This window comes from Mycobacteroides saopaulense (assembly GCF_001456355.1).
Lineage (GTDB): Bacteria > Actinomycetota > Actinomycetes > Mycobacteriales > Mycobacteriaceae > Mycobacterium > Mycobacterium saopaulense.
Map to the genome: position 1 here is coordinate 279901 of NZ_CP010271.1, position 27000 is coordinate 306900.

General features: G+C 65.3%; 33 protein-coding genes. 22 read left to right on the forward strand and 11 right to left on the reverse strand.

Annotation, left to right across the window (positions count from 1 at the left end):
• The first annotated feature begins 2 nt into the window (after positions 1-2).
• On the forward strand, positions 3-824 hold the full coding sequence (locus tag MYCSP_RS01395) for an enoyl-CoA hydratase/isomerase family protein (RefSeq protein WP_083015193.1): 822 nt from the start codon (positions 3-5) through the stop codon (positions 822-824).
• Between the two features lie 49 nt (positions 825-873).
• Positions 874-1320 carry an SRPBCC family protein gene (locus MYCSP_RS01400; RefSeq protein ID WP_083015189.1) on the forward strand — a complete coding sequence of 149 codons (447 nt, stop codon included), beginning with the start codon at positions 874-876 and terminating at the stop codon, positions 1318-1320.
• On the opposite strand, the gene MYCSP_RS01405 is transcribed toward MYCSP_RS01400, so the two are convergent.
• Positions 1317-2069 (reverse strand): Rv3717 family N-acetylmuramoyl-L-alanine amidase, encoded by a 753-nt coding sequence (locus MYCSP_RS01405; protein WP_083015375.1) that lies wholly within the window; start codon positions 2067-2069, stop codon positions 1317-1319. The two genes, MYCSP_RS01400 and MYCSP_RS01405, sit on opposite strands and share 4 nt — an antisense overlap.
• Positions 2070-2274: 205 nt before the next feature.
• Between MYCSP_RS01405 and MYCSP_RS01410 the strand changes: the two genes are divergently transcribed.
• Together MYCSP_RS01410 and recR are read left to right on the forward strand one after the other, a co-directional pair.
• Positions 2275-2619 (forward strand): YbaB/EbfC family nucleoid-associated protein, encoded by a 345-nt coding sequence (locus MYCSP_RS01410; RefSeq protein WP_070912259.1) that lies wholly within the window; start codon positions 2275-2277, stop codon positions 2617-2619.
• Positions 2612-3220 carry a recombination mediator RecR gene (recR, locus tag MYCSP_RS01415; RefSeq protein ID WP_005063138.1) on the forward strand — a complete coding sequence of 203 codons (609 nt, stop codon included), beginning with the start codon at positions 2612-2614 and terminating at the stop codon, positions 3218-3220. The genes MYCSP_RS01410 and recR overlap by 8 nt, the downstream gene beginning before the upstream one ends.
• Positions 3221-3237: 17 nt before the next feature.
• On the opposite strand, the gene MYCSP_RS01420 is transcribed toward recR, so the two are convergent.
• The 3 genes from MYCSP_RS01420 to MYCSP_RS01430 form a co-directional block, all read right to left on the reverse strand.
• A complete protein-coding gene (locus MYCSP_RS01420; protein WP_083015186.1) occupies positions 3238-3951 on the reverse strand; it encodes a type 1 glutamine amidotransferase in 714 nt (237 codons plus the stop codon).
• Positions 3948-5216 carry a Mur ligase family protein gene (locus tag MYCSP_RS01425; RefSeq protein ID WP_088413051.1) on the reverse strand — a complete coding sequence of 423 codons (1269 nt, stop codon included), beginning with the start codon at positions 5214-5216 and terminating at the stop codon, positions 3948-3950. Before MYCSP_RS01425 ends, MYCSP_RS01420 begins: the two co-directional genes overlap by 4 nt.
• A gap of 82 nt (positions 5217-5298) precedes the next feature.
• On the reverse strand, positions 5299-5871 hold the full coding sequence (locus MYCSP_RS01430) for a hypothetical protein (protein WP_083015182.1): 573 nt from the start codon (positions 5869-5871) through the stop codon (positions 5299-5301).
• 286 nt (positions 5872-6157) lie between these two features.
• Between MYCSP_RS01430 and MYCSP_RS01435 the strand changes: the two genes are divergently transcribed.
• From MYCSP_RS01435 to MYCSP_RS01455, 5 genes are read left to right on the forward strand one after another with little or no spacing between them, the layout of a single operon-like run.
• Positions 6158-6604, forward strand: coding sequence for a MarR family winged helix-turn-helix transcriptional regulator (locus tag MYCSP_RS01435; protein WP_083015179.1), 447 nt, complete (start codon positions 6158-6160; stop codon positions 6602-6604).
• Positions 6605-6606: 2 nt separating this feature from the next.
• Positions 6607-7695: a phosphotransferase family protein gene (locus MYCSP_RS01440; protein WP_088415359.1), complete on the forward strand. Its 1089-nt coding sequence runs from the start codon at positions 6607-6609 to the stop codon at positions 7693-7695.
• Positions 7692-8885, forward strand: coding sequence for an acyl-CoA dehydrogenase family protein (locus MYCSP_RS01445; RefSeq protein WP_083015176.1), 1194 nt, complete (start codon positions 7692-7694; stop codon positions 8883-8885). The genes MYCSP_RS01440 and MYCSP_RS01445 overlap by 4 nt, the downstream gene beginning before the upstream one ends.
• A gap of 35 nt (positions 8886-8920) precedes the next feature.
• Positions 8921-9904, forward strand: a complete 984-nt coding sequence (locus MYCSP_RS01450; RefSeq protein ID WP_083015173.1) for a DEDDh family exonuclease — start codon at positions 8921-8923, stop codon at positions 9902-9904.
• 13 nt (positions 9905-9917) lie between these two features.
• A complete protein-coding gene (locus tag MYCSP_RS01455) occupies positions 9918-11069 on the forward strand; it encodes a serine hydrolase domain-containing protein (protein ID WP_088413053.1) in 1152 nt (383 codons plus the stop codon).
• A gap of 2 nt (positions 11070-11071) precedes the next feature.
• Here the strand turns inward: MYCSP_RS01455 and rpsR are convergent, their stop codons facing one another.
• The 4 genes from rpsR to rpmB are packed head-to-tail and all read right to left on the reverse strand — an operon-like array spanning position 11072 to position 12027.
• On the reverse strand, positions 11072-11320 hold the full coding sequence (rpsR, locus tag MYCSP_RS01460; RefSeq protein ID WP_070912267.1) for a 30S ribosomal protein S18: 249 nt from the start codon (positions 11318-11320) through the stop codon (positions 11072-11074).
• A complete protein-coding gene (gene rpsN / locus MYCSP_RS01465; protein ID WP_070912268.1) occupies positions 11320-11625 on the reverse strand; it encodes a 30S ribosomal protein S14 in 306 nt (101 codons plus the stop codon). The genes rpsR and rpsN overlap by 1 nt, the downstream gene beginning before the upstream one ends.
• A gap of 1 nt (position 11626) precedes the next feature.
• Positions 11627-11791, reverse strand: a complete 165-nt coding sequence (gene rpmG / locus MYCSP_RS01470; protein WP_005063154.1) for a 50S ribosomal protein L33 — start codon at positions 11789-11791, stop codon at positions 11627-11629.
• Complete coding sequence (gene rpmB, locus MYCSP_RS01475; protein WP_005083638.1) at positions 11791-12027, reverse strand: 50S ribosomal protein L28; 237 nt, start codon at positions 12025-12027, stop codon at positions 11791-11793. Before rpmB ends, rpmG begins: the two co-directional genes overlap by 1 nt.
• 127 nt (positions 12028-12154) lie before the next feature.
• On the opposite strand from rpmB, the gene mrf reads away from it, so the two are divergent.
• Together mrf and MYCSP_RS01485 are read left to right on the forward strand one after the other, a co-directional pair.
• Positions 12155-13342: a ribosome hibernation factor-recruiting GTPase MRF gene (mrf, locus tag MYCSP_RS01480; protein WP_088413054.1), complete on the forward strand. Its 1188-nt coding sequence runs from the start codon at positions 12155-12157 to the stop codon at positions 13340-13342.
• Positions 13342-13584, forward strand: a complete 243-nt coding sequence (locus MYCSP_RS01485; protein ID WP_088413055.1) for a type B 50S ribosomal protein L31 — start codon at positions 13342-13344, stop codon at positions 13582-13584. Before mrf ends, MYCSP_RS01485 begins: the two co-directional genes overlap by 1 nt.
• Here MYCSP_RS01485 and leuA read toward each other — a convergent pair.
• Positions 13581-15404, reverse strand: a complete 1824-nt coding sequence (gene leuA / locus MYCSP_RS01490) for a 2-isopropylmalate synthase (protein ID WP_088413056.1) — start codon at positions 15402-15404, stop codon at positions 13581-13583. The genes MYCSP_RS01485 and leuA overlap by 4 nt on opposite strands.
• Positions 15405-15590: 186 nt before the next feature.
• Between leuA and MYCSP_RS01495 the strand changes: the two genes are divergently transcribed.
• The 4 genes from MYCSP_RS01495 (at position 15591) to MYCSP_RS23260 (ending at position 18562) form a co-directional block, all read left to right on the forward strand.
• Positions 15591-16628, forward strand: coding sequence for a hypothetical protein (locus MYCSP_RS01495; protein ID WP_088413057.1), 1038 nt, complete (start codon positions 15591-15593; stop codon positions 16626-16628).
• Positions 16629-16792: 164 nt separating this feature from the next.
• Positions 16793-17650, forward strand: coding sequence for a hypothetical protein (locus tag MYCSP_RS01500; RefSeq protein WP_088415361.1), 858 nt, complete (start codon positions 16793-16795; stop codon positions 17648-17650).
• A gap of 91 nt (positions 17651-17741) precedes the next feature.
• The gene (locus MYCSP_RS01505) at positions 17742-18347 is read left to right on the forward strand and encodes a TetR/AcrR family transcriptional regulator (protein ID WP_088413058.1); all 606 of its coding nucleotides are present in this window, start codon (positions 17742-17744) and stop codon (positions 18345-18347) included.
• A 74-nt stretch (positions 18348-18421) separates the two neighbouring features.
• Positions 18422-18562, forward strand: a complete 141-nt coding sequence (locus MYCSP_RS23260) for a hypothetical protein (RefSeq protein WP_167346505.1) — start codon at positions 18422-18424, stop codon at positions 18560-18562.
• Positions 18563-18568: 6 nt separating this feature from the next.
• Here MYCSP_RS23260 and MYCSP_RS01510 read toward each other — a convergent pair whose 3' ends face one another.
• Entirely contained in the window at positions 18569-19171 is a 603-nt protein-coding gene (locus tag MYCSP_RS01510; protein ID WP_088413059.1) for a nitroreductase family protein, read from the reverse strand.
• A gap of 86 nt (positions 19172-19257) precedes the next feature.
• Between MYCSP_RS01510 and MYCSP_RS01515 the strand changes: the two genes are divergently transcribed.
• From MYCSP_RS01515 to MYCSP_RS01545, 7 genes are all read left to right on the forward strand, one after another.
• Positions 19258-20523: an aspartate kinase gene (locus MYCSP_RS01515; RefSeq protein ID WP_070912275.1), complete on the forward strand. Its 1266-nt coding sequence runs from the start codon at positions 19258-19260 to the stop codon at positions 20521-20523.
• A 26-nt stretch (positions 20524-20549) separates the two neighbouring features.
• Positions 20550-21587, forward strand: a complete 1038-nt coding sequence (locus tag MYCSP_RS01520; protein WP_088413060.1) for an aspartate-semialdehyde dehydrogenase — start codon at positions 20550-20552, stop codon at positions 21585-21587.
• Positions 21588-21650: 63 nt separating this feature from the next.
• Positions 21651-22064, forward strand: coding sequence for a hypothetical protein (locus MYCSP_RS01525; RefSeq protein ID WP_157886140.1), 414 nt, complete (start codon positions 21651-21653; stop codon positions 22062-22064).
• A gap of 132 nt (positions 22065-22196) precedes the next feature.
• A complete protein-coding gene (locus MYCSP_RS01530; RefSeq protein ID WP_407661682.1) occupies positions 22197-23300 on the forward strand; it encodes a DUF4185 domain-containing protein in 1104 nt (367 codons plus the stop codon).
• Positions 23301-23390: 90 nt separating this feature from the next.
• Positions 23391-23864: a tetratricopeptide repeat protein gene (locus MYCSP_RS01535; protein WP_157886141.1), complete on the forward strand. Its 474-nt coding sequence runs from the start codon at positions 23391-23393 to the stop codon at positions 23862-23864.
• Between the two features lie 29 nt (positions 23865-23893).
• Positions 23894-25108 (forward strand): ATP-binding protein, encoded by a 1215-nt coding sequence (locus MYCSP_RS01540; RefSeq protein ID WP_083015138.1) that lies wholly within the window; start codon positions 23894-23896, stop codon positions 25106-25108.
• On the forward strand, positions 25105-26160 hold the full coding sequence (locus MYCSP_RS01545) for a tetratricopeptide repeat protein (RefSeq protein ID WP_088413062.1): 1056 nt from the start codon (positions 25105-25107) through the stop codon (positions 26158-26160). The genes MYCSP_RS01540 and MYCSP_RS01545 overlap by 4 nt, the downstream gene beginning before the upstream one ends.
• Here the strand turns inward: MYCSP_RS01545 and MYCSP_RS01550 are convergent.
• Positions 26157-26990, reverse strand: a complete 834-nt coding sequence (locus MYCSP_RS01550; protein ID WP_083015132.1) for an alpha/beta fold hydrolase — start codon at positions 26988-26990, stop codon at positions 26157-26159. The two genes, MYCSP_RS01545 and MYCSP_RS01550, sit on opposite strands and share 4 nt — an antisense overlap.
• Between the last annotated feature and the right edge of the window lie 10 nt (positions 26991-27000).

Below are 27000 nucleotides of genomic sequence, written 5' to 3' on the forward strand. Positions count from 1 at the left end.
CGATGAGCACCGATGTCCCCGAACTCGCCGGATTGCGCTGCGAACGCGATGATCGCGTTGTCACCGTTCTGATTGACCACGGGCCGCTCAATCTTCTCGACGGGCCACTCATGTCGAGCCTGTCACGCCTGGCCCGATGGCTCGCCGATCGAGACGACGTGACGGTGGTGCTGTTCGGCAGCGCCAACCCGGAGTTCTTCATCGCCCACTTGAATGTTGAGATTCTGCAAACCGACTCGGCACGCACGGCCGAGTCGGTCGAATCCTTTCAACGGCTGGTCGGCAGGTTCCGTGCACTGCGGCAGGCGACCATCGCCCTGGTGGAGGGCCGGGTAGCGGGTGGGGGCAGTGAGTTTCTGCTGAACCTGGACATGCGCTTCGCGGTACGTGGCCGGGCCATCTTCAATCAAGTGGAGACGGGGTTGGGCATCGTCCCGGCCGGCTCGGGCCCGCAGCACCTGGTCCAGAGCATGGGGCGAGCGCGCGCACTCGAGGTGATTTTGGGTCACGACGATTTCGGTGCGGACCTGGCGGAGCGATACGGCTGGGTGAACCGTGCCCTGGACCCCGATGAGGGGTGGCGGTTCGTGAATCGGCTCGCCCGGCGTATCGCAGTCAATCCGCTCGCGTTGATCGCGGGTGCCAAGAGTACGGTCGATGCACAGGCGACGGACCTGGAACCGGGATTGGCCGCCGAGCGCGCAGCCATTGTCGAGGCATTCGCCGACGAACACAGCACCCACCGCATTGCGCGCTTCCTGCGGCATGGCGGCCAGACCGTGGAAGGCGAACGTAGCCTGGGCGATCTGGTGGGTGACCCCTAGACTGCGACTACGACCAGTAGTAGAACCAAATAGTAGCGAGGGAGAACTCATGGGTCAGGTCAGTGCGTCCAGTTCGGTGTTGATCGACGCGGCGCCCGAGGCAGTGCTCGCCGCGGTAGCCGACTACCAGAATGTGCGCCCGAAGATCTTGTCCGGCCATTACCGCGATTACCAGGTCCTCGAAGGCGGTCAGGGTGAGGGCACCGTCGCATCCTGGAAGCTGCAGGCCACCGAGTCGCGCGTGCGAGACATCAAGTCCACTGTGAGCGTGGCCGGCCACACCGTCATCGAGAAGGACGCCAACTCCACCCTGGTGACCAGCTGGACCGTGGCGCCCGCCGGAACCGGCTCCACCGTTACCACCAAGACCGCGTGGACCGGTGGCGGCGGCATCAAGGGCTTCTTCGAGAGGACCTTCGCGCCGTTGGGGCTCAAGAAGATTCAGGCCGAGGTGCTGGCCAACCTGAAGAAGACCGTGGAGGGTTCGGCGGCCTAACCGCCGGGTGCTGGTGCCGCCGCCGGGTCAACCCCCGGCGCCGGTGCCGTGCCGCTGAGGTAGGCGACGATGCCCTGGACCACGGCCTGCGCGTACTTGGCTCGGCCCTCGGGGCTCGTCATCATCGCCGCGTCCTGGGCGTTCTTCATGTTGCCGAGTTCGACGAGCACCTTGGGGTGCTGGGCCAGGTTGAGGCCGGCCAGGTCGGAACGTCCGTAGAGGCCGCCGGTGCCGATGTACGTCGAGGGCGTCAGGCCCGCGGCCTGCAGGCTGTCGCGCATGGTCTTGGCAAAGCGCAGCGTCGGCTCGCCCTGCACGGCGTTGACCGGAGGGCTCGAGTAGTTGACGTGGAAGCCGTGGCCGCTGGCGGGGCCGCCGTCGGCGTGGATGCTGACCACCGCGTCCGGGTTGTAGCCGTTCTCGATTTCGGCACGCTTGTCGATGCACGGTCCGAGCTTGTCGTCATCGCCACGGGTCATGGCGGTGCGGACGCCGAGCTGGGTCAGCTGCTGGCGGATGAGCAGCACGGTGTTCCAGGCGAAGGTGTGTTCCGGGTATCCGCCGTCGGTGACGGTACCGCTGGTCTGACAGCTCTTGGTGCCGCCTCGGCCGTCGGGCACCTGGTTGTTGATCGAACTGTCGTTGGCGCCGTTGTGCCCGGGATCCAGCACGACGATGCGTCCGGCGATGCCGGGGGCCGCGGCGGCGGTGACGGTGGTGGGGGCCGACGGCACGCCGATGGGCAGCACCGTGACCGATGCCGCCGTCAGTAGGGCCGTCCCAGCCATGGCCATGGCACGGCGGCGCGGGACGGGCCGCGACAGATGCTGGCCGAAACTCACTCGCACCTGGCCACGGTAGCCCGGACGGCGGCTACCCTTGTTGACGACCCGCCGAGGCCCGGCGAGCGTGACCAAGTTGATACCCGGTCGCTTCGAGCGAGAAGGAGAGTCCATGCAACCCGGAGGCGCCCCGGATATGTCGGCCCTGCTCGCGCAGGCACAGCAGATGCAGCAGCAGCTGATGGCTGCTCAGGCGCAGATAGCGGCAGCGGAGGTCACCGGTGAGTCCGGTGGCGGCTTGGTGCGCATCACCGGCAAGGGCAGTGGCGAAGTGACCAACGTGCAGATCGACCCGAAGATCGTCGATCCAGAAGATGTCGAGACGCTGCAGGACCTGATCATCGGCGCGTTTGCCGATCTGACGTCGAAGACACAGGAACTCGCAAGTCAGCGGCTGGGTCCGCTCGCGGGCGGCCTCGGCGATCTTGGTGGAGGGCTGGGATTGCCCGGTGTTTGAGGGCCCGGTCCAGGACCTCATTGACGAACTGGGCAAGCTGCCCGGGGTAGGACCCAAGAGTGCACAGCGCATCGCCTTCCATCTGTTGGGTGTCGAGGCGCCCGATATCGATCGACTGACCGCGGCTCTGACCCGGGTGCGTGACGGTGTGCAGTTCTGCGAGGTCTGCGGGAACGTCTCCGACAAGGAGCGCTGCCGCATCTGTGCCGACCCGCGACGCGATATCGCGTTGGTCTGCGTTGTCGAGGAGCCCAAGGACGTGCAAGCGGTCGAGCGCACCCGCGAGTTCCGCGGCCGCTATCACGTACTCGGTGGGGCACTTGATCCGCTCTCGGGCGTCGGTCCCGATCAGCTTCGTATCCGAGAGCTGTTGACACGCATAGGAACCGAGGAAGACGGCGTCTCCATCTCGGAGGTCATCATTGCCACCGACCCGAACACCGAGGGGGAGGCGACGGCCACCTATCTGGTGCGGATGCTGCGCGATTTCCCCGGGCTCACCGTCACCCGGCTGGCTTCCGGCCTGCCGATGGGTGGGGACCTGGAATTCGCCGACGAACTGACCCTGGGACGCGCCCTCTCCGGACGACGCCCCCTCTAGTTCGCTCCGAGCTGGAACTACTTGGCGGACAACCGCTCCCGGCGCAGTCGCGCCACCTCGTCCAGATCCAGCGGGGTCAGCTGCTGTACACCCATGGCGCGTGCGAGCAAGAGATCCGCGAGCTCGGGGTTGCGTGCCAGACACGGACCGTGCATGTACGTGGCGATCACGCTGCCCTGCACCACCCCGTCGGTGCCGTCACCGGCCCGGTTTCCCGCGCCCCGGGAGACGGTGCACAGCGGCGCCGCCGCGGGGCCCAGAACCGTTCCGCCACGGTGGTTCTCGAATCCAGTCAGGGTGTCTTCGAGCTCGTCCATGATGGGCACACCGGCCAACTCCCCGATGGTGCGTTTCTCTTGCGGACTGGTCGTGACGTCGAGCAGGCCGACACCCTCGACACGTTCACCGGAAGAGGTTTCGTACCAGTGGCCGAGCACTTGGATGGCCGCGCAGATCGCCAGTACCGGTGCGCCGCGCTCGACGGCACGCTGTAGGCCGGGGTGCGCGATGAGATGCCGGGTGGCCAGTCGCTGCGCGTAATCCTCGGCTCCGCCCAGTGTGTAGACATCCAGGGAATCGGGTACCGGATCTGCCAGGGTGATCTCCACGATGTCGGCGTCGATACCGCGCATTCGCAGTCGCTGCCGCAACACCACGGCATTGCCCGAATCGCCGTAGGTGCCCATCACATCGGGAAGCACCAGGCCAACCCGAACGGTGGATTCACTCATGCCGCACCACCTTTGGCCAGCACACGGTTGAGGTTGAGGAAGGCCGTGTAGTTCGCGATCACGTCGACCCTGCCGGGCGGGCAGGCATTGATGGCCTGCACCGGGTCGTGATGCAGGGTGTGCGTGACGCTGGCGTAGGTCAGCCGGACTGCCAGATCGGTGCCGCGCTCTCCTGATGCGACGACGGGTGGCACAGTGGTCGCCTCGTTGTCGCAGGCGAAGTGTTCGAAGTTCACATCCCACAGCCAGGACAGGTCCTCACCGTCGGGCACCTGGCCGTTGACGGCGATGACCAGCCCGTCGGCATCGGTATCGACCATCGACAGTGCCTCCTGCCAGCCGGCCGGATTCTTGGCCAGCAGCAGCCGGACCGTGTGGTCGCCCAGGTCGATGCTGCGATAGCGGCCCGCTACTTGGTCGACGGCGGACACGGCATCGACTGCCGGGCCGGGGCGGGCGCCGAGTTCGATGGCGGCGGCTACCGCCAGGGTGGCGTTTCCGCGGTTCGCGGTGCCGGGCAGCGTCAGCGACATCGGCAGGCTGATTCCGCTGGGGCCGTAGATGCGATCATCGTCGAACCACCAGTCCGGATCGGGCCGGGAGAAGTCGGTTCCCGTGCTGTACCAATGGTTTCCGTCGCGGACTATGAGCTCGCCGCTGCGCGGACAGCTCACCGAATCACCGGCCCAGCCGCCCCCGGCCGCCACCCAGACGACATTGGGGCTGTCGTACGCGGCCGACGTCATCAGGACGTCATCGCAGTTCGCGACGATCACCGCGTCGCGGTGCCGGGAAAGGCCCTTGCGCAGTGTGCGTTCGATGTTGTTGATCTCACCGACGCGGTCCAGCTGATCACGGCTGAGGTTCAGCAGCACGATGGCCGCGGGGGCGACCGCGTCCGCGACGTGTGGCACGTGCATCTCGTCGACTTCGAGTACGGCAACCTCGGCGTCCCGGGTGCCGGCCAGCGCGGCAACCAGACCGGCATCCATGTTGGAGCCTTCGGTGTTGGTGGCCACCGGTCCCACGGTCGCCAGTGCTGCCGCGGTCATCCGGGTGGTGGTGGACTTGCCGTTGGTGCCGGTGATCAGCACGGTGCGACGTCCGCGGCCCAGCTGTGCCAGCACCGAGCTGTCCAACTTGAGCGCGACCAGGCCGCCGATCATGGAGCCCGCGCCGCGACCGCTGATCCGGGACGCCCAGCGTGCCGAGCGTCCGGCGGCCAGTGCGATCCGGCCACGCAGCGATAGGTGCTCGATGGGCATCCGCGCAGTTTATTGGAGCGGCCGGGACCGCTGCCCGTGCGGCCGGACGAGATGGCCACACGGGCAGTGCGCGATGCCGTTTCTAGGCCAGGGCGCTCTGCAGCGAGCGCTTGACGTCGGTGACCGTGGCCAACAGAGTGGCGCTGGCCTCGGCCAGCTTCTCCTTCTGCTCGTCGGTGCCGGTGACGGCGATGACGCGCGCAAGGCCGGCGATCTCGGCCAGTCCCGAGCGCAGTTTGAGAACGTTGACGAGCTTCGGGAAAACCTTGGCGCGGAGTGCCTGCGCGGTCTGGCTGGTGATGCCCCGCTTCGCGAGCACGTTGCGGCCGAAATCGGTCAGGGTGGCCACGCCGTCCTCGGTCTTGACGACGCCGCGATGTGCCAGCCGCTCGAGAACACGCTCCACCACGGGTTCGGGCAGCAAGATCTCGCCCTCGGTCGCGTCGGAGACACGCTGCACGATCTGCGCCGCGCTGGCCGGCCCGTCAAGCAGTAGCGAGCCGGTGACCGCGCGCTTGATGCGGAAACCGAAGCCGCCCGGTCCGCCGCCGGGGCCGAATCCCGGTCCGCCGAATCCGGGGCCACCGAATCCGGGGCCGCCGAATCCGCCGAAACCAGGGCCACGTCCTTCGAAGCCTGCAAATGAATCAGACATCCAACTCTCCCTTTCTGGTGATCAGGCAGCTAGCCTGTCGCCGGCTGAACCCGTATCAACTTCCTTGATACCTGCGCCCAATCGGACATGTCAAGGTTCTTGATATGAGTATCCTGAGAATCTGCCGCGCAGTGGTAATCCATTGCACGGCAGGGGCTCACCGGGCCGGGCATCTTTGGCTTCGGGGAATGTCTCGACAGGCATGGCGAATCGCCCGGATCTACTGTGGGGTACTGCGGGCCTAAGAGCCGAGAGCCCGCGCAGGTCCTGAGAGGTTCATGCCAGGATGCTTGCGATGAGCCAATCCGATGAGGTCGAGCCGCTGGGCTACCTGATGTTCAGGGCGGGCGCCGTGATGCGTCCGCAGGTCCTTGCCGCGCTACGGCCCCTCGGGCTCGGCATGCCGGAGTTCATGTGCCTGCGGATGCTCAACGAAAGTCCCGGGCGCACCAGCGCCGAGCTGGCACGCGAACACAATGTGTCGGCGCAGGCGATGAATCAGGTTCTCAACGGGCTGCAGAACGAGGCGTTGGTGTCCCGGCCAGCTGCGCCTGCCTCGGGGCGGGCGTTACCGGCGCGGGTCACCGCCAAGGGCAGGGCACTGCTCAAACGCGTGGAATCGGCGATCTGGGCGGCCGAGGACGAGATGTTCGGCAGGCTCGGCGCCGACGATCGACGTGAGCTCAGGCGGATACTCGGGCGGCTGATCGACGCCGGTGGCGAAAACGCGTGAGCATCTCCCCAGCCAACCAGTCGGTTGGGTGGGCGGCTAGGGTAACGCGTGTGTTCCGGGCCACAGCTGAGACGACGCCACAGGACTGGGCCGCGCTCTCGGCCTGGGTGGCGCGGCAGGGACACGCTCTGGACGCCTCGGCGGCGCGACAATTCGCTGGTGGCAAGGCCAATCTGAACTATCTGGTGGCGCTCGACGACCGACCGGCGGTGTTTCGGCGCCCGCCCGCGGGCCCGATCGCCGAGGGCGCCAACGATATGGCCCGCGAATGGCGGGTGCTGTCACGGCTGAACGCGTGCTTCGCGCTGGCCCCGCGAGGGCTGCTGTACTGCGATGAGCTGGACATCGTGGCCGCGCCCTTTCAGTTCCTGGAGTACCGCGAGGGCGTGGCGATCGGGGGCGAGCTGCCGCCCGGATTGCCTGACGACGCCCCGGCTCGGATCACCGATACCCTGATCGCGGCCATGACGGCCTTGCACCGGGTGGCACCAGAGGCCGTGGGTCTGGGCGAGCTGGGTAAGCCGGAGGGGCTGCTGGAACGTCAGCTCACCGGTTGGACACGCCGCGCCGCTGCGGTCTGGCCGGACGGCCTGCCTGGGGTCGTCACGGACCTGATCTCACGTCTGCGGCGGCAGATCCCCGAGCCCGCGGGAGTTTCACTGCTGCACATGGATCTCAAGCTCGACAACATGCTCGTCGATCGGGAGACGTTGTCGCCCAATGCCATCATCGACTGGGACATGACCACCCGAGGCTGTCCGCTGTTCGATCTGGCGATTCTGGTGTCGTACTGGATGGAACCGGGCGACCCGGAGACAGTGCGCGCTATCAATCAAATGCCCACGACTGCAGTGGGATTCGGTAGCCGACAAGACGTCATCGAGGCCTATTTCGCTGCGACGGGAACCGCGCCGCGCCCGCTGCATTGGCATGTGGCCTGCGCACGGCTCCGGCTGGCCGTCGCGTGGATGCAGTTGTATCGCAAGTGGCAATCCGGCGACTTGGTCGGTGCGGATTACCCGGAGTTCCAGAACATCGCCATGGCCGTACTGGATTGGGCGGCAACACAATTCACCGAGGGAGAAATATGATCGACTTCAGCATTCCGGAAGAGCTGGCCGCCAAGGCGCAGCGGGTTCGCGAGTTCGTCACCGAGACCGTGATCCCTTACGAGCGTGACCCTCGTCTGACCGCGCACGGACCGACCGACGAGCTGCGCGACGAACTGGTCGGCAAGGCTCGCGAAGCCGGACTGCTAACCGTGCAGGCGCCGGAATCTCATGGTGGCTGGGGTCTTTCACACATCGGACAGGCGGTCATCTTCGAGGCGGCAGGCTGGTCGACCCTGGGCCCCATCGCCATGAACTGTGCGGCGCCCGATGAGGGCAACATGTTCCTGCTCGGCAAGATCACCAACGAGGAGCAGGCGGAGCGGTTCCTCAAGCCCGTCATCGAGGGGCATCAGCGCTCGGCGTTCGCGATGACCGAACCCGACGGAGCCGGATCGGACCCCTCGCAGCTCAAGACCTCGGCCATCTTTGACGGTCAGAACTTCGTCATCAACGGGCGCAAATGGCTCATCACCGGGGCACGCGGCGCCAAGACGTGGATCATCATGGCCAACCTGGAGGCCAACGACCATCTGCCGGAGGGGCCCACGCTGTTCCTGTGCGATGGAGACGCTGGGATTTCCGCAGGCGGGATTGTGATCGAACGAATCATGAACACGATGGACCGCAACTACGCAGAGGGCCATGCGGTCGTGCGATTCGACAACCTGACCCTGCCGCGTGAGGCACTGCTCGGGGAGACGGGCCAGGCATTCCGGTACGCGCAGTTGCGGCTGGCCCCGGCGCGATTGACGCACTGCATGCGTTGGCTCGGCGCCGCCTCTCGCGCTCAGGACATCGCGGTCGATTACGCGCGCACCCGGACCTCGTTCGGCAAGACCATCGGTGAGCACCAGGGAGTCTCCTTCATGCTCGCCGACAACGAGATCGCGCTGCATCAATGTCGTCTCACCATCTGGCACGCCTGCTGGATGATGGACAACGGTGCCAAGGGACGTCACGAAAGCTCGATGGCCAAGTCGTTCGTCTCCGAGGAACTGTTCAAGGTGACCGACCGGTGCGTCCAGGTGCTCGGTGGCATCGGCATCAGCGACGAGACGCCGGTGGAGATGATCTTCCGGGACATGCGTGCGTTCCGCCTCTACGACGGGCCCACCGAGGTGCACAAGTACGCCATCGGCCGGCAGGTGCTGCGTATCCCGCGCGCCTAGAGCGGCTTGTCGGTCCTACATGTCATCCTTCAGTCATGCCGATCTGGGGGCAGACGCCCGACCACAGCCCCAAGTGGGTCGTGGTTGACCTGGAGACTTCCGGCTTTCAGCCCGGTCGGGCGCGTGTCATCAGCGTCGCCGCACTGGCGCTGGATGCGGACGGAACCATCACCGACAGCGTGGTGAGCCTGCTCAATCCCGGTGTCGATCCGGGCCCGACGCATGTGCACGGTCTCACCCCGGAGATGTTGGAGGGGCAGCCGGAGTTCGCGGATATCGTCCCCGATCTCATCGCACTGCTGCGGGGGCGGACCCTGGTCGCCCACAACGTCGGATTCGACTACTCGTTCCTGGCGGCCGAGGCCGAGCTGGCCGGCGCCGAGCTGCCCACCGAGGCGGTCATGTGCACCGTCGAGCTGACCCGGCGCCTGGACCTGGACACCCCGAACCTGCGCCTGGAAACCCTGGCCGCGCACTGGGGTGTCGAGCAGCTCAAGGCCCACGACGCCTACGACGACGCCCGGGTGCTTGCCGAGGTGCTGCCGAAGGTGCTGGACCGGGCACGCGAACGCGGCACCTGGCTGCCGATCCGCGAGACCACGCGCAAACGCTGGCCCAACGGCCGTGTTACTCACGACGAGCTGCGTCCGCTGAAGACGCTGGCGTCCCGTCAGCCGTGTCACTGGCTCAACCCCGGACCGTATACCTCCGGGCAACCGCTGGTGCAGGGCATGCGGGTGGCGCTCAGTGCGGAGGTCGCCCGCACACATGAGGAACTGGTCGAACAGATCATGCAGGCCGGCCTCGCCTACGCCGACGCGGTCGACGAGGACACCTCGATGGTGATCTGTAATCATCCGAACCCCGAGCAGGGGAAGGGCTTTCATGCCAGATCTCTCGGTGTGCCGCTGGTGGACGACGAGACGTTCATGACGTTGATCGGCCGTGTTGCCGGGGGTACCGATATCGAGCAGTTCACGGTTCCCAGCCGCGCCGGAGCTCAATACTCACTGTTTTGATGAGCCCCGCCTGATGCGTCGAATCCTCGCTGCAGCGCTGACTGTTGCGCTGCTTGTCAGCGGCTGCGGGACGCGCGCGACCATCACCGCCGCGGACCTGGATGCGCCGACATCGGCCCGGCTCGATTCGGCGATCAACGAGGTGCTGAAGAGCGCCGGCGTCCCGGGGGCGATCGTCGGTGTGTGGGGTCCCAAGGGCAAGTACGTGCGCACGTTCGGAGTGTCGAACGCCGCCACTCACGCGCCGATGCAGACGGACTTCTATCACCGGATCGGTAGTGTGACGAAAACCTTCACGGTCACCGCATTGCTGCAGCTCGTCGACGAGGGCAAGCTGGGGCTCGACGATCCGATAGCCAAGTATGTGGACAAGGTCCCGAACGGGAACAAGATCACGCTGCGTGAACTCGCCCGGATGCAGAGTGGACTGTTCAACTACTCGATGTCCCTGGTCTTCAGCCGCGACCTGGAGGCCGACCCGCGTCGCCGCTACAGCACCCTGGAACTGCTGGACTACGCCTTCGCCCAGCCGCCGAATTTCCCGCCCGGGCAGGGCTATGAGTACAGCAACACCAACGCCGTGCTGCTGGGGCAGGTGGTGGAGAAGGTCAGCGGACAGACGCTGCCGGTTTTCGTGCGCGAGCACATCACCGAGCCACTCGGCATGAGCCACACCAGCTTTCCGGACACCAACATCCTCCCGGATCCGCACGCGCAGGGTTACACACAGCTGACGCCCACCGGGCCGATCATCGACAGCACCGACTGGAACCCATCGTGGGCCTCCTGGGCCGGCGCGATGGTCTCGACGCTCGATGACCTGAGGGTGTGGGTGCCGGCGTTGGCGACCGGCAAGCTCCTCGAGCCCGCAACTCAGGAACAGCGGTTGCAGACCGTGGCGATGCCTCCCGTACCCGACGACATCCGCTATGGCTTAGGGATTTTCGATGCACACGGATGGATCGGTCACAACGGCAGCATCCCCGGCTATCAGACGCTGGCCATCTACGCACCCGCCGAGCAGACCACGGTAGTGGCCCTGCTCAACACCGATGTGGCCAAGCAGCCCGCGCAGCCCAGCACGCTGTTCGGTACGGCCATCACCAAGGTGATCAGCCCGGAGCACGTCTTCCTGCTGGAGAACGCGATTCCGCAGCCTCGGTGATATCAGGCGTAGGGCAGCAACGCCATCTCGCGCGCGTTCTTGATCGCGTTGGCGACCTGCCGCTGTTGTTGCACGGTCAGGCCAGTCACCCGACGCGAACGGATCTTGCCGCGCTCGGACAGGAACAGCCGCAGGGTGTTGGTGTCCTTGTAGTCCACCGAGGAAACTCCAAGTTTGGCAAAGAGATTCGGCTTGGCGGGCTTGGTGTCGGCGAGTTTGACGCGACGATTGCGTGTGGGCTTGGTGGCCATCACCAGCTCGCTTTCCGGACGCCGGGCAGCGACCCGTCGTGCACGAGTTCACGAACTCGCACTCTGGACAAACCGAACTTGCGCAGGTAGCCGCGGGGGCGACCATCGACGGCGTCGCGATTGCGCAGCCGCACCGCACTGGCATCGCGCGGCTGCCGGGCCAGCTCGGCCTGCGCGGCCAGGCGCTGCTCGTGACTGCTCGACGGTTGGCGAATGATCTCCTTGAGCTCTGCGCGCCGTTCGGCGTAGCGCTCGACGATGACGCGGCGTTTCTCGTTCTTGGCGATCTTTGACTTCTTGGCCATCTCAGCGCTCCTCGCGGAAATCGACGTGCTTGCGCACTACGGGGTCGTACTTGCGCAGCACCATCCGGTCCGGGTCGTTACGCCGGTTCTTGCGGGTGACGTACGTATAGCCGGTGCCCGCGGTGGACCGCAGCTTCACGATGGGGCGGATCTCGTTGCGGGCCATCAGAACTTCCGTCCCTGTGCGCGCAGGCGTGCCACCACGGCCTCGATACCGTCGCGATCGATCACCTTGATGCCCTTGGTGCTGACCCGCAGCTTGATGCGGCGGTCCTCTGAGGGCAGGTAGTACGTCTTGAGCTGGATATTGGGTGACCAGCGGCGACGGGTGCGGCGGTGCGAGTGCGAAACCGCGTTACCGAAGCCCGGCGACCGTCCGGTCACCTCGCAATGCGCGGACAAGGGACCTCCATTCATTCCCGTTTGATAATGGGAATCGTTTTCGACAAGTGCTGTCCGGGACTGTACCGTGAAGCTCGTAGTAATGAAAATCGTTTGCATTTAGCTGTACGGAACCAAAGGGAGAGTCATGCGCACGCCGGTGCTACTCGTGTCCGGACAGACCGATACCGACGCGGTGGTGCAGGTCTTGGCCCACGACCCGGGAACGGTCGTCGTCACCCACAGGTTCGACGGACACATCGTGAAGCGGACCGTCACCGGCATCCGCGGCACCTCTGAAACCGTCCTGGAGCTGGCCCACGGCTGCGTGTCCTGCACGATTCGCGACGATCTGCTGGTCCTGCTGCGCAAGTTGCATCGCCGGGATGAGGTGGGCCGCATCGTGCTGCATCTGGAGCCCTGGCTGGAAGCCGATCCGATCTGTTGGGCGATCAATACCGTGCCCGTGCGGGTTGGGCCCGGATATGTCGACGGACCGGCGGCACGCGATGTCGAAATCGCCGGAGTGGTCGCGTGCATCGACAGTGCGCATTGGCTGGAGCAGGCGCTCGGAGACGACGAGCTTGCCGACGGCCGGACGCTGGCGCAGGTCGCGATCGGTCAGGCCGAGTTCGCCGACGTGCTGGTGGTGCGCAACCCCGAACCCGAGGTGCTTTCGGTACTGCGCCGTCTGGCGCCACGGGCGCGCATCACAGCTCGGATCGGCCGCGTCGAGCAGGCCCTCGACCATCTGGAGGACGACGCGCGGTGCGGCCGCGCCGATGATCCGCACGGCCCGCTGCTGGCGGGTCAACCGTCCCTGGCCGTCGACGGCCGGGTTGCGCTGGTGGAATTCAACGCGCGCAGGCCCTTTCATCCGGAACGGCTACACGCCGCGATCGACTTGCTGCTCGACGGCGTGATCCGAACCCGGGGCAGGTTGTGGCTGGCCACCCAGGATGAGCAGGCCATGTGGCTGGAGTCTGCCGGCGGTGGACTCCGAGTATCTGCTGCCGGGAAATGGCTGGCGGCAATGGATTCAGCCGAAGTTGCACGAACCGACCTGGAACGCAGGGCATTCGCCGATCTGATGTGGGATTACCGGTTCGGGGATCGCCACAACGCGATGACGGTGCTGATATGCGGCGCCGACAGTGCAGAGGTGCTCGACGCATTGCGCGGCGCTCTGCTCACCGATGCCGAAATGGCAAGCCCCGCATGCTGGGACAAGCTCAGCGATCCGTTCGGTGATTGGCACGAGGATCCCTGCGAACACGTATCCGAACTTGAGGCATTCCTTTCCTACGGCGACCACAACACAGAAGGAAACCACTGATGAAACCCGGAATTCACCCCGACTACCATCACGTCGTCTTCCAGGACGCCACCACCGGCAAGATGTTCCTGACCCGCTCGACGGTGACCAGCGCGCGCACCGTCGAGTTCGAGGGCCAGGAGTACCCGCTGATCACCGCCGAGGTGACGGCCGACTCTCACCCGTTCTGGACCGGTGATCGCCGGATCGTCGACACCGCCGGACAGGTCGAGAAGTTCCGGCGCCGTTACGGCACGCGCTAGGCGCGAGCAGCACGGTTGACCGCCGACACCACTGCCCGCAGTGAGGCGGTGGTGATCGACGGCGCGATGCCGACGCCCCATACGGTCTGGGCCTCACCGCCATGGGGGCCGACGACCATGGCTTCCACGTACGCGGCAGCCTGTGCGTCGTCGCCGGCACTCATGGCGTGCTCGGAGTAGTCCAGGACGTTCACGGTGTAGCCCACGGTGGACAACGCGTCTACGAACGCGGCCAGCGGGCCGTTGCCGCTGCCGTTGACTTCGGTTTCCTTGCCGTCGATCTTCACCACGGCGGCAATCGAATCCGTGCCACCGTCCTCCTCGGAGGCGGTCACCTTCTGGCGGATGCGCTCCAGCGGGATGATCGGTGCCAGGTACTCCTCGGCGAAGACGTCCCAGATCTCCTTGGGATTCACCTCGCCACCCTCTCCGTCGGTGATCCTCTGAATCGACTGCGCGAACTCGATCTGCAGGCGGCGCGGCAGCACCAGTCCGTGGTCGGACTTCATGATGTAGGCGACGCCACCCTTGCCGGACTGCGAGTTCACGCGGATCACGGCCTCGTAGTTGCGGCCGACATCCTTGGGGTCGATGGGCAGGTACGGGACCTGCCACAAGATGTCGTCGACGTCCGAATCGGCATCGTCCGCATCGCGTTTCATCTGGTCCAGGCCCTTGTTGATGGCGTCCTGGTGGCTGCCGGAGAAGGCGGTGTAGACCAGATCGCCACCGTACGGATGGCGCTCGGGCACCTTCAGCTGGTTGCAGTACTCGACGGTGTGCCGGATCTCGTCGATGTTGGAGAAGTCGATCTGCGGGTCCACGCCGCGGCTGAACAGGTTCAGTCCCAGCGTCACCAGGCAGACGTTTCCGGTGCGCTCGCCATTGCCGAACAGGCAACCCTCGATGCGATCCGCACCGGCCTGGAAGCCCAGTTCGGCTGCCGCGACAGCTGTTCCGCGGTCGTTATGCGGGTGCAGACTCAGGATCACCGAGTCGCGACGAGCCAGATTGCGGCTCATCCACTCGATGGAATCGGCGTACACGTTGGGGGTCGTCATCTCCACCGTCGACGGCAGATTGAAGATGATCGGGTTCTGCGGTGTCGGCTCGATGACGTCGCCGACCGCGTTGCACACTTCCAGTGCGTACTGCAGTTCGGTGCCGGTGTACGACTCCGGGGAGTACTGGAAACGCCAATGTGTATCAGGGTATTTCGCCGCTTCTTCAATGCACTTGCGGGCACCGTCGGTGGCGATCTTCTTGATCGTCTCCCTGTCGCCCCGGAACACCACGCGCCGCTGCAGAATCGACGTCGAGTTGTAGAAGTGCACGATCACGTTCGCGGCACCTTCGCAGGCCAAGAAGGTGCGTTCGATCAGCTCTGGACGGCACTGCGTCAGCACCTGGATCGTCACGTCCTCGGGGATGGCGTTCTCACTGATCAGCTCGCGGATGAAGTCGAAATCGGTCTGGCTCGCCGACGGGAATCCGACCTCGATCTCCTTGAAGCCCATCCGGATCTGCATGTCGAACATCCGGCGCTTACGGGCCGGACTCATGGGGTCGATCAGGGCCTGATTCCCGTCACGCAGGTCCACGGCCGCCCACTGCGGTGCGCGAGTGATCACCTTGTCGGGCCAGGTGCGGTCGGGCAGCTCGATCTTCTCGACTTCGTCGGCGAAGGAGCGATACCGGTGCACCGGCATCGAGCTGTTCTTCTGGGTGTTCCACGCGGGCTGGTCGGCCGGGATAGGCCCGTTCGGGGTGACGATGCTGCGCGGGGTGTAGTTGAACTCGTCTGAGGAAAAGCTGGTCATGGGAAGGCTCCGGGAGTTTGAGTGGTATCTCGACCGGCACGCCAACAACCCGCGACAGGAGGCCGGTCTGGATCAGACCCTGTCGCGGCGTCGGAGGAGGAGCGCCCGCTGCACAGACGGGACTCTACCAGCCGCGAGAAGCCCGATCATCTGGCAAGCTCGCAGAGCATGTGGGTACGCAGGGGGATGGCGGTGCTGGCGATTCTGCTGGCGGCCACCGGCTGCACGCGCACCCTTGCCGGGCAGGCACGGGGAAGTGAACCCGCGCCCGGAGCCGACTCGTTCTTCCACGGCGATCAGCCGGATTACGGCCAGAAGCTCAGTGCCCAGGAGAAGGCGACGCTCACCTATGCGCGCGCATTGCGGCGGATGGACCCCTGTGGTTTCGCGGCGAGCCTGAAGGAGTACGGAGATCCGGGTCAGGTCGTCGGTGACTTTCAGATCTGTTATGCCAGTGTCAAGATCACGGGTGATCCCGGTCTCACCGAGGTGTCCTACGAGTACTCCATGCAGGACAAGCGCACGGCACCCGAGTCGTTCCGGGTCGGTTCGGTTCCTGTCTACGAGACCGGGGAAGAGTGCGCGTACGAGGTTCCGCTAGAACTGGAGCGGCTGCCGGGAGCTCCGCCGAGTCCCACATTGCAGGCCGTGTTGTCGGTGAGTGCGTACCTCTATGGTTCGGACGAGTACTCGGACCCGGACTGTCGACTTGCCAAGCAGGTGGTGACGGCGATTGCCAAGCAGCTGCCTGCTGGATTGCCTGCGCGCTCCGCGCTGAGCGCGTATCCGATCAAACTCGCGGAACGTGATCCGTGCGAGATCCTCGGGGAGTACCCGGGAAAGGCACACGAGGTGTCCATCGACCTGCTGGGAGACCCCTTCGGTTGTGACTTCGCGCTTTCGGATTCCGGCATCGACTACACCGTGCAGCTCACGAGCAGTGTCGACGACTTCCCGGATGAGTACACCAGATCCACACGCGACGGCGTGACGTATTTCCACAACGAGGACCCGAGCCAACTGACGGGATGTCATGCGCTGGCACTGGTAGGAGATCCGTTGTACCCCAAAGACATCGGTGGCGGTGCGATGAACACCGATGCTGAGGCGTACTCCCCGGCGGTGGTCGCCAGTGCCTTCACCGAGGAGGGGCGCACCGACTGCGGACAGATGCGGGAGATTCTGGACAAGGCGGTGCGACTATTCGCAAATTCCGCTCGGTAGCACTGCTTCTGGTCGCCTTGCTGGCGATCGCAGGCTGCACGAAGGTCGTTTCTGGCAACGCGACAGGGCGCTCGCCCGCCCTCACCGGTCAGGCATTGTTCGCCGGTGAGCTGCCCACGTACGGTCAGACCTTCACGGCGAAGGAGGCCACGCTCCTGGCCTACATGCGCGCTCTTCGGCGGGTCGATCCGTGTGGTCTTCTGTTGATGCTCAAGGGTATTGGCGCGCCCACCTACATCTCGGGCGATGTGGGTGGCTGCTTCGGGTCCATCAAGGTCACCGGTACCGCCAACGCGTCGAGCGTCGGCCTGTCCCTGATACTCGGTGACTACTCACGCGAGAAACCCGAATTCACCGTCGGCCAGACGCCGGTTTATCACACCGCGGGCACGTGCCTCTACGAGTTTCCGGTCGCCATGGGCAAGCTCCCGAACGCTCCGAAGCTGACAGGGGCAAGCACGCCCGCCCTGCGGGTCGTGGTCGTCGACGGCGCGCGGAGTGCACTGGCGGCGAATTGTAAAATGGCACAACCGGTTATCGGGGTGCTGGCCACATTGAATCCAGCCGACATGCCCGTCCGTGACGCGCTGAGCGCATACCCGATCAAGATTGCCGAACGTGATCCGTGTGAGATTCTTGGTGAGTATCCGGGTCGGGCGGGTGAGGTGCGACCGTCGCTCTTCGGCGATCCATTCTCGTGCCGATTCTCTTTGCAAGACAACGAGAATCAATTCGAACTGTCCATCAGGTCGGGTGTTGATCCGCCGTCCAAGCTGCGCGGGGAAGTCCGAGACGGCGTCGAGTACTTCCATGGCCAAGACGGCAATTTGTGCACCAGCATGGTGCGCCTGGGCAAGCCGCTCTACGCCCGGGACGTTCCAGGGGGTGCGACGCAGGAGAACAGCACCCCGGAGCGAGTGTTCATCGAGGTGCTCAGCTTTTCGCTGAAGAGCGGCGACTGTGGGTCCACCCGCGCGATGATCGACAAGGCCGTACGGATCTACCGCGGTTCGTTCGACTGATGCGCGAGTCGCGACACAATGACCGGATGGACATCGGCGAGACCATGTGGGCGAGTGATGTCGTTCACGGTCGACTGACAGGAGCTCTGTGATGCCTTACGTCGAGTCGGCGCAGCGCACCCGGGAGGCGGTCACCGCCGCACGTGTGGTGCTGATGCGGGAGGGAGTGGGCCGCACCACGATGCGCGCGGTTGCGGCCGAGGCGGGTATCCCGCTGGGCACGCTCCAGTACGTGTTCCCCAGCAAGCAGGGGCTGCTCAAGGCGGTCATCGAGGACATCGTCGAAGAGATCGCCGGGGTGCTGCGCACTGCCGCAGGAACCGAGGCCGGTCTGGACGACGCAATTCGTTATGGCGTGCGGAATTTCTGGTCAAAGCTGGTCGCCGAGCACCGCAATCTGCAGCTGGTTCAGTATGAGCTCGTCACCCATGCACTTCGGGCACCCGGTCTGGAGGATCTCCCGGCCTGGCAATACGAGCGATACACCCAGGTTGTCGCCCACTGGTGCCAGGAGGCGGCGCGACGGGCCGGAGAGCGTTGTGCGGTGTCTTTCGAACGGTTGGCTCGAGTGCTTGTGGCCGGAATCGACGGGCTGATCCTGCAGCATGTCGTCAGTCCAGACCCGGCCCGTTCCGCCGAAGACCTCGATTCTCTGACCACGATGTTGATTTCACTCGCGGCGGTAACGCCCGCCTAGCGGCTCCCTTGCCCGGATCTGAACACCGCCCTATGACTAAATCAGTCATACGACTGACTTAAATAGGAGATGGCATGGCGGATGTGGATGTCGTGGTGGTCGGCGCCGGTCGGACGCACTGGGCCGGAGCTGAGGTGGCGCAACAATGGAGCGGATACATGGAACGGTGCCATCCGGTCGGGCAGGCCGCCGACGAAATTCTCGCCGAAGTGTGAGAGCGGTTAGCCGCCGAAACCGTTGCCCCAGCGCTTGGTGAACGCGATGTCGCCGAGCGCGGGTCGCTGTCGTGGAGCGTGGTCGCGTTCGACGGTCGACTCCTCGGCACCCGCGTAGCTGTTCAGGACCGGGCCGATCGCGACGACGGCGATGGGCCGCACGTTCTCGGGGATGTCGAAGACGGCGGGAGCCTCATCCACGCGAAAACCTGCCATGGGGTGGGTGTGCAGACCGTGGGAGCGTGCCTCAACCCCCAGCTGGGCGATGGCCAGGCCGGCATCGACCGCCGCGTAGACGGCGGTGTTGTCGTCATCGCCCAGGTCGGTGCTCACCAGGACGAGTGCCGCCGCAACTTTTGCATAAGAGTTTCCCCGATTGAGCAGCTCGGCCAGCGCCGCGTAGGTGGCATCGCCGCGCAGACCCACGATGTATCTGACAGGGAAACGCTTACCCCAACTGGCGGCCCAGCGACCCGCTTCGAGCAGGGCCGTCAGGGTGTCCGGGGCGAGGCTCGCATGGGGATCGAAATGCCGCGGACTCCACCGCGAGGCGATCAGCGGCTGGATCGGAACCGAGGTGATGGCGGTACGGTCGGTCGGGTTGCCCATACGGGCCAGGTTATCGAGTTGTCGTAACCCCTTATCCTGATGACTGGATCTCTCCCGACCCTGGCCGAACAGCAGGAAGGTATGACGTGGCGCTCGTCGTCCAAAAGTACGGCGGATCGTCGGTCGCAACGGCCGAACGCATCCGCAGGGTGGCCGAACGCATCGTCGAGACGAAAAAGAATGGCAACGACGTGGTCGTTGTCGTCTCGGCCATGGGTGACACCACCGACGAGCTGCTTGACCTGGCCCAACAGGTCTGCCCGGCGCCCCCGCCGCGCGAGCTGGACATGCTGCTCACCGCCGGTGAGCGGATGTCCAATGCCCTGGTCGCGATGGCCATCCACTCGCTGGGAGCCTCGGCGCGCTCGTTCACCGGCTCGCAGGCCGGCGTCATCACCACCGGCAAGCACGGCAGCGCCAAGATCATCGACGTCACCCCAGGCCGGCTGCGCACCGCCCTCGACGAGGGCCAAGTGGTGCTGGTCGCCGGGTTCCAGGGCGTGAGCCAGGACAGCAAGGACGTCACCACGCTCGGACGCGGTGGTTCCGATACCACTGCCGTCGCGCTGGCCGCCGCCCTGAACGCCGATGTCTGCGAGATCTACACCGATGTCGACGGGGTGTTCACCGCCGATCCGCGGATCGTGCCGAATGCGGCCCGACTCGACAAGGTCAGTTTCGAGGAAATGCTGGAGATGGCGGCAGCAGGGGCAAAGGTGCTCATGCTGCGCTGTGTGGAATACGCCCGGCGATACAACGTTCCGGTTCACGTGCGCTCGTCGTACACCGACAAGCCCGGCACGATCGTCAGCGGATCAATGGAGGACATTCCCGTGGAAGAAGCAATTCTCACCGGTGTCGCACACGATCGCGGCGAGGCCAAGGTCACCGTCGTCGGGATTCCCGACGTGCCGGGCTACGCCGCCAAGGTCTTCCGTGCGGTCGCCGATGCCGAGATCAACATCGACATGGTGCTGCAGAACGTCTCCAAGGTCGAGGACGGCAAGACCGACATCACCTTCACCTGCCCCAAGGAGAACGGCCCCACCGCGGTGGAGAAGCTGGACTCGCTGAAGAACGAGATCGGGTTCTCGCAGGTGCTCTACGACGACCACATCGGCAAGGTGTCGCTGGTGGGTGCCGGGATGCGCAGCCACCCGGGCGTCACCGCCACCTTCTGCGAGGCGCTGGCAGAGGCCGGCGTCAACATCGAGCTCATCTCGACCTCCGAGATCCGAATCTCGGTGCTGGTCAAGGATGACGAGCTGGATGCCGCGGTGCAGGCCATCCACAATGCCTTCGATCTCGGTAGTGACGAGGCGGCCACCGTGTACGCGGGGACCGGGCGCTAGGGCGAGCGAAGCGACGGGAGATAGATATGACTTCCATCGGTGTTGTCGGCGCCACCGGTCAGGTGGGCGCCGTCATGCGGAAACTGCTAGAAGAGCGTGACTTCCCGGCTTCCTCGGTGCGGTTCTTCGCCTCGGCTCGCTCCGAGGGTAAGAAGCTGACATTCCGCGGTCAGGAAATTGAGGTCGAGAACACCCAGACGGCCGATCCGTCCGGGCTGGACATCGCGCTGTTCTCCGCCGGGGCCACCATGTCCCGGGTGCAGGCTCCGCGCTTCGCCGAGGCCGGCGTCACCGTCATCGACAACTCCTCGGCCTGGCGCAAGGACCCGGACGTGCCGCTGGTGGTCTCCGAGGTCAACTTCGATCGCGATGTGCGCGGGGTGAAACTGCCGAAGGGCATCATCGCCAACCCAAACTGCACCACCATGGCCGCGATGCCGGTACTCAAGGTGCTGCACGATGAGGCCGGCCTGCACCGTCTCATCGTGTCGACCTATCAGGCGGTGTCGGGCAGTGGCCTGGCCGGGGTGGAGGAGTTGGCCACCCAGGTACGCGCCGGTGTCGACGGTAGTGAGCAGTTGGTGCACGACGGCTCCGCGGTGACTTTCCCGGATCCGGTGAAATACGTTGCACCCATTGCCTTCAACGTGATTCCGCTGGCCGGTTCGTTGGTAGACGACGGCTCCGGGGAAACCGACGAAGACCAGAAGCTGCGCAACGAGAGTCGCAAGATTCTCGGTATTCCGGAGCTTTTGGTGAGCGGAACATGTGTCCGAGTGCCTGTCTTCACCGGGCACTCGCTGTCGATCAACGCCGAGTTCGAGCGTGAACTCACGCCGGCGCGGGCCACGGAGCTTCTCGGCGCGGCAGCGGGAGTCACTCTTGCCGATGTGCCCACGCCGTTGGCCGCCGCGGGCGCCGACGACTCGCTGGTGGGCCGGATCCGTCAGGACCCAGGCGTTCCCGGCAATCGCGGTCTGGCGCTGTTCATCTCCGGAGACAACCTTCGGAAGGGTGCGGCGCTCAACACGATTCAGATCGCCGAACTGCTCGTCGCGGGCTGACTCACAGGAACTTCACGGGTTTTCCCGGGGCGAGACCCAGGGTGGTTGGGCCATGCTCGGGGTATGACAACACCCGATACCCCAACAGCACCTGTGCCCGCGCCTCCACCGCAGCCGGCACCGCGTTCGGCAAGTAACACACTGCTGGTCAAGGTCGCTGCCGTCGTCGGCATCGTCGCGGGCGCTTTCGTGATTCTGGGCGTCACGTTCGGCCTCGGCGTCCTGGCCGGCTCGCAATGCGGCCACCATGGTGGCCCCGGCGGTCCCGGTGGCCCTGGCGGCCCCGGTGAACGCGGTCGGCACATGATGTTCGACCGCGGCGACCAGCCGCCGATGATGTCGCCCGGTGGGTCGGTCATCATCGAGCGCGGCCCCGGTTTCATCCCGCCACCGCCGCCCGAGCGGCAGGAACGGCGTGACCAGCCGCCACCGCCTGCGCCGCCAGGGCCGTCGTCGACGGCCACCCCACGCCCCTAGCGGGTCCATAGCGATCCAGCCGAGCGGCGCCACTGGCTACCCTGTCCAGGGATGGTCGGTGGCGCCTTGGCGTCGGATAGGAGAAGAGGCGTGCAGCGTGTCAGGGGCGGCACAGTCCTACTGATCGCGCTCATGGCCCTCGTGGGCGGCCAATTTGCCTATGGCCCTGCCGCATTCGCCGATCCGTTACGGCCAGCGGCCCCACCTCTCGATCCCGGTGAGGTGGTGCGTATCGGGCCGGTCGCGGGCACCGGCACCGCGACCTCCGAATACAACCTGGGCGCAACCGATCTCTGCGAGTTCATGGTCTTCACCGGCGGCATGTTGCAGATCTGTGGCGACAGCTTCGCCGGCCAGGGCGTGGGCTACGGCGGCTGGTACTCCCCGGTGGCGTTACGCGTCGATACCGAGTCCGTGCCGGATGCTTCGGGTGTGCGTCACTCCGGAGTGTTGGGTACCGACCGCCCACTGCTGGAAGACCCGACCCCACCGGGGTTTTCCCAACTTCCTTCGGGCGTCATCGATGTCAACGGAACCAATTGGCTGTTCATCGCCGTCACCAAGAATCTGATTCCGCAGTCGACACGGCTGGTGAAGCCCGACCCCTTCCGCGCCGGGTGGCCGACCGTGCCGGGTTCGGTGCGCCCCGGCGACTATGCGGGCGGCCAACAGACACAGATCAGCGGCTATTACGACCCATTGTGGACCCCGGAGTCGCCGAAGGGCTGGGTGTACATCGTCAGCGACGCGTTCGATCGTTCGCTGCCGGCGGTCCTCTACCGGGCCAAGCCGGACACCTTCACCGACCGCGCGACCTGGCAGGGCTGGGGTGCCGATGCCCACGGGAAGTGGGCATGGGGTACGGCGGTGACGCCATTGTGGGGCGATCATCTGGGTGAGCTGAGCATGAAGATGGTCGACGGACAGGCGGTGCTGTCCTACTTCAACCAGAGCACGGGCAACGTCGAGGTACGGGTGGCTGACCGCCCGACGAGACTCGGTGCGGTGCCCGCGACCACCGTGGTGAATGCCGGCGCGTGGCCGGCGGTCGCAGACGAACTGCCTGAGTCTTGGGACAACACGTTGGCCCAGCCGTATGGCGGGTACATCGGGCCCGACTCGACGCTCGACCGGCTCAGCATCTACGTCAGCCAATGGAACACCGAGTCGCGTGACCATGCGCCCTATCGGGTGATCGAATTCGCGGTGAATCCGTTGCGGGCCGATGTGGGCTAACTAACATCCCCTTGTGACCAGAGTTGTCGACGCACGTATGAAGGCTGGTTAGGATAGCTGGCAATGATTGCTAGCGGAACCCTGATCGACATGGCTGCGGGTGAGTGGATAACCGGTGGGCAGGGTTCGCGTACCTTCGTTTGTGTGGACGCTGATGAGCTGGCAACTCGCGCGAGCGAGGCTCTGGCGTCCGGAGACGATGGTGAGGCACTGCGTCTCGCAAACGATGCGTTGGAGCTGGAGCACAAGAACTCCCTGGCTTGGCGCATCCTCGCGTACTGCCTCGGCAGCATGGGACGGCACTTCGATGCGATCGACTGCGCGCTCTCCGCGGTGCGGTACGGCAGCCACGACGCCATCAACCACTACACCCACGCATGGGCCCTCAATGGAGCCGGCAAACCGAACGAGGCGCTGACGGCGATCGGCGAGGCGCTCGATATCAAGCCGGATTTTCCCGATGCGTTGTCGATGCGCGCTATTCTTCGCCGCGAGCTCGGTGATCTTGAAGGGGCCATCGCGGACATGCGCCAGGCGAACAACTTCGACGGCCGTCTTCGCTGAGCGCGAATCATCGCTGGGGAGGGGATCTGGTGGCCGATGACGCCGTAATCGCCGAAATGCTGTCTGCCGTTGAGGCGAGCCCCGAGGTGCTCGCGCTGCGGCTGCGTGTCATCGAGCTGTTGGTTCAGCGTCGGCGCTTCGCCGAGGCTCTGAACCATTGCACCCTCGCGTTGCAGCAGGCACCGGGGGATGCCAGGGCACTGCAACTGCTCGCCGAATGCTCGGCGGGTTTGAATGCCCCGGCGCCCGAGCCCGGTGTCGCTGCGGAAGGCTTCGACTGGTCGGCCGCCGAAGACCAGGTGTCCGATATCGTCCGTCCGGCGTTCGTGGACGACGACCCCGAGCCGTTGGGGCCGGACGATGTCGGCGCGTTGGAAAAGTCCGATGTGCGCCTCGCGGATGTGGGCGGAATGGCCGATGTGAAACGGCAATTGGACCTCTCTCTGTTCGGGCCACTGCGTAACCCCGATTTGGTCAAGGCTTTTGGTGTTTCGGCCAGGGGCGGCTTGCTGCTGTACGGGCCTCCGGGATGCGGTAAGACCTTCCTGGCCCGTGCGGTCGCCGGTGAATTGGGGGCCAATTTCTACCCCGTCGGCATCTCCGATGTGATGCACCCGCTGTTCGGGCAGAGCGAGCAACGGATGCGCGAGATCTTTGAGATCGCCCGGCGGAATGCGCCATGCGTGCTCTTCTTCGACGAGCTCGATGCGCTGGGACATCGCCGTTCGCAGCTTTCGGGAAGTTCAGGCCTGCGGCCGCTGGTGAATCAGCTGCTAGCCGAACTCGATCCGGCCACGGAAAGCAACGAGGGACTCTACGTGCTGGGTGCCACCAACCACCCGTGGGATGTGGATGCAGCGCTGCGCCGGCCCGGGCGGTTCGACCGCATGATCCTGGTGACATTGCCTGACGAGGAGGCCCGCGCGGCCATCGTCAAGTATCACCTGAGGGATCGGCCGCTGGAGGGGATCAACCTCAAGGCGATCGCCAAGCGCACGGATGGGCGCTCCGGAGCCGACCTTGCGCATATCTGTAACACCGCCACGCAATTCGCCATGGCCGACTCGATCAGTAGCGGTCAGGTACGGCCGGTGCGCATGTCGGATATCGACACCGCGATCGCCCAGGTAGGGCCCAGTGCCGGCAGCTGGTTTGACACCGCGCGCAATGTCGTCGAGTTTTCCAATTCGGACGGGACCTACGACGAGCTGGCAAAGTATTTACGACACAGGCGATCTCGATGACCGCGGCCGGCGACACACCGCTGGCCCGTGCGTTGATGATTGAAGAGTTGATCGGAATAGGAAAGTACGACACGGCCGGCGCGCATCTCGGCGAGGCCTTGACGGCATGGCCGGACGCTCCAGATCTGTTGGCCACCGGCGCGTATCTGGATCTCAAGCGCGGACACTACCCAGGGGCGATGTGGTACGCGGACAATGCGTTACGTTTCGATCCCGCCAACAGCCAGGCGCAGCGGATCCGTATTTCGGTACTGCTGCGCAGCTGGAACAAGGGGCCGGCGATGGCGGCGGCCCAGCACTTGGTGCAGACTCACCCCAATCAGGCATCGAGCCACTACATGATGGCGGTGGTGCTGTACACCAGAAGACACAAGCGTGCCGCGTTGGCGGCCATCGACGAGGCATTGCGCATCGCGCCGGATGATTCTTCCTATCGAAACCTCCGCGGCCAGATCATCGGGATGCGCAGATGGAAAGGTAAGGCGCTCAAGGAATTCCGATTGGCACTGCGCGCCGACCCCGATAATGCCCATGCCATGGAGAACGTGGGCAAGGCGCAGTCGAGCCGGTGGAGGCTCTCGAGTGCGCTACGGGCCTATCTGGATCTGGCTGCCATGGACGTTCGCAGAGCCGACGATGTCCGGGCCGGTGTTTCCGAAGTGTTCAATCGAGTGGTCAAGGTGATGACCCCGGTGAATTTCCTGGCGTTGGTGATCCTCGGCGCCTCTGCCGCGATCGCCACACGGTACGGGAACCATCAGCTGCCCATCCCCGCGAGAGTGATCGCGGCGTTACTGGCGCTCGCCGCGGTCGTGCTGCCGGTCTGGCTGGTGCTCACCGTCCCACGGCGCTCCGCGAGGGCGCTGTGGTCCAGCCTGCGCCGATCGAAGCTGATCAGTTTCTGCGTGCTGCTCGGCATGGCCATCGGGCTGTGTTTGGCTGTCGTCGCACTCATCGGTTCTCAGGCCTTCACCGAGTCGGCATTGTCGCTCGTCGCGTTACCCGTCATGCTTCTGGTCGCGCTGCGACTGGTCGCGGACTTCGTGGGCTAGCCCTCCAGCGGGTGCCGCTTGAGGAACTCGTCGATCAGGGCATTGACCTCATCGGGGCGTTCCAGTGCGGCCAGGTGTCCGGTGTCCTCCATGATGACGAACTCTGCCCCGGGAATCGCCTCGGCCATGAGTTCGGTCTCGGCGACGGGAAAGGTCGGATCCTCGCGTCCGGCCACGACAAGGATCGGTGTGGTGATGCGACCGAGCAGCTCGCGCTGGTCGGGGCGCGCCGGAACCACGCTGTTGACCGCCCAGTACACGGAGTCGACGTTGAGGCCGCGCAGTTCCGCACGGATGGACTGCTCGACCTGAGGCCGTTCGCGCATGATGGTGGGCCCGACGAAGGCCTTGACGGCACGAGTGGTGAGCGGTTCACGGAATCGGCCGAGAATCCGGACGATCTCGGTGAGCAGTCGAAACTCGACCGTCTGGCGCATATTGGCGCGGGAGGCGGTGGCGTTCATCAGCACCGATGCGGCGGCCCTGTCGGGGTGCAGCGCTGCGAAGGTGCCGCCGATCATTCCGCCCCAGGAATTGCCGACGACGTGGGCGCGCGCGATGCCGAGGGAGTCCAGGATTTGTTCGATGCTGCGGGCGCAATCCTCGAAGCGGAACATGCGACTGAGCGCTTGGCTGTCGCCGTGCCCGGGCGGGTCGACGAGGATCACGGTGTACCGGTCGGCGAAGTATTGTGCCTGTTCAGACCACATGGACCCGGTCATCAGCAGGCTGGGCCAGAAGAGGATTGCGGGCCCTTGGCCGCCGACCCGCACGTGCAGGCCGCCGAGGCAGCTCTGGATGTACCGGTCGTGTAATGCCGCGGCGCCCATGCGCAGCAGG